1 protein-coding gene is annotated in these 2,170 nt (G+C 71.6%); it reads left to right on the top strand.

The window, feature by feature from the left end; genetic code table 11:
- A partial coding sequence (locus JHAT_RS33350) for a beta-ketoacyl synthase N-terminal-like domain-containing protein (RefSeq protein ID WP_253195697.1) occupies positions 1–2,170 on the top strand: 2,170 nt, incomplete at both ends.

Raw genomic sequence — 2,170 nt, 5'->3', positions numbered from 1 at the left:
TCTGCCGGCGACGTCGATCGCGTGGGGTCCCTGGGCCGACGACGGCATGGCGGTCAGCAGTGCAGAGGTCAGCCGTACCTTGCGACGCACCGGCATGCTCCCGATGGACCCGAGCCAGGCCCTGAAGGCCATGGAACGGGCCCTGGTCCTCGACGACACCGTGATCGCACTGGTCGACGCGGACTGGCAGCGTTTCGCGGACACCTTCGAGGCACGGCAGCTGGCACGCATGCTCAGCGGTATTCCGGAGATCGCCCAACTGGCAGAAGCGGCCGGTACCCGGGCGGCGGACCCGGAACACGTCGAGGGGGCCTCTGCTCTCGGCCGCAAGCTGGCAGGTCTGTCCGAAGGCGAACAGCACCGGGTCGTGCTGGAACTCGTGCGTGCGCACGTCGCCGCCGTCCTCGGATACGCCGGGGCCGACGCGATCGCGCCCGGCCGCGCCTTCACCGAGATCGGGTTCGACTCCCTGACCGCGGTGAACCTGCGCAACCGGCTCACCGAAGCCACGGGCATGCAACTGTCGGCCACGCTGGTCTTCGACTACCCCACCCCGTCCGCACTCGCCGCCCACCTCCTCACCGAACTGGTCGACGTCGACGCCCACGACGACGCTGCCGTCCCGTCGCTGCCGGCCCCGGCCGCCGCCGACGAGCCCATGGCGATCGTGGCGATGAGCTGCCGGTTCCCCGGCGGCGTGGCGAGCGCGGAAGAACTGTGGAGTCTGCTCGCCTCGGGCGAGGACGCCCTCACCGCCTTCCCGACGGACCGCGGGTGGGACCTCGACGGGCTGTACGACGCGGACCCGGAAGCCCTGGGCAAGAGCTATGTGCGCGAGGGCGCGTTCCTCACCGACGTCAGCGGGTTCGACGCGGACTTCTTCGGTATCTCGCCGCGTGAGGCCCTGGCGATGGACCCGCAGCAGCGGCTGCTGCTGGAGACGGCCTGGGAGCTCTGGGAGCGGGCAGGGGTCGACCCGGAGACGGTGCGTGGCAGCCGGACGGGCGTGTTCATCGGCACGAACGGCCAGGAATACGTCTCCCTCGTGGACCGGGGCCCGGACGTGACCGAGGGCTATGTCGCCACCGGCAACGCGGCCAGTGTCGTGTCGGGACGCATCTCCTACACGTTCGGCCTCGAAGGCCCGGCGGTCACCGTGGACACGGCGTGCTCGTCGTCGCTGGTGGCCCTGCACCTCGCGGCCCAGTCGCTGCGCCAGGGCGAGTGCTCTCGCGCGATCGTCGGCGGCGTGTCGCTGATGATCTCGCCCCGAGGGTTCGTGGAGTTCAGTCGTCAGCGGGGGCTTGCTCCCGACGGCCGGTGCAAGGCGTTCGCGGCGGGCGCGGACGGCACGGGCTGGGGCGAGGGCGTAGGTCTGCTGCTGCTGGAGCGGCTGTCGGACGCCCGGCGCAACGGGCACCAGGTGCTGGCCGTCGTCCGCGGCTCGGCCGTCAACCAGGACGGCGCGAGCAACGGTCTGACGGCGCCGAACGGACCGTCGCAACAGCGCGTCATCCGGGCCGCCCTGGCGAACGCCGGGCTGACGGCCCAGCAGGTCGACGTGGTGGAGGCGCACGGTACGGGCACGAAGCTGGGTGACCCGATCGAGGCACAGGCGCTGCTGGCGACCTACGGCCAGGGCCGTCCGGAGGACCGGCCGCTGTGGCTCGGCTCGATCAAGTCGAACATCGGGCACACCCAGGCGGCTGCGGGTGTCGCGGGGATCATGAAGATGGTGCTGGCGATGCGGCACGGGCTGCTGCCGCAGACCCTCCACGTCGACGAACCGTCCCCGCACGTGGACTGGTCCACGGGCACCGTGAGGCTGCTGACCGAGCCCGCCCCGTGGGCGGAGGGGGAAGAACCCCGACGGGCGGGTGTGTCGGCCTTCGGCGTCAGCGGGACGAACGCGCACGTGATCCTGGAGGAGGCTCCGGCCGACCAGGGAGAGACGGGGGCGGAGTCGTCGCAGGGTGCTCCGCCGGCCGTGGTGCCGTGGGTGGTGTCGGCGAAGTCGGAGACGGCGCTGCGGGCACAGGCCGAGCGCCTGATGACGTTCGGCGTGGAGCGTCCCGAGCTTGCTCCGGTGGATGTCGGATGGTCCTTGGCGACGACGCGATCGGTGTTCGAGCACCGTGCCGTGGTCCTGGACGGGCTGAACGGCCTGGGA

The organism is Streptomyces sp. JHA26 (genome assembly GCF_002005565.1).
Lineage (GTDB): Bacteria > Actinomycetota > Actinomycetes > Streptomycetales > Streptomycetaceae > Streptomyces.
Note: the sequence above shows the minus strand (reverse complement) of the source record. Positions and strands in the feature narration are given on the sequence as shown.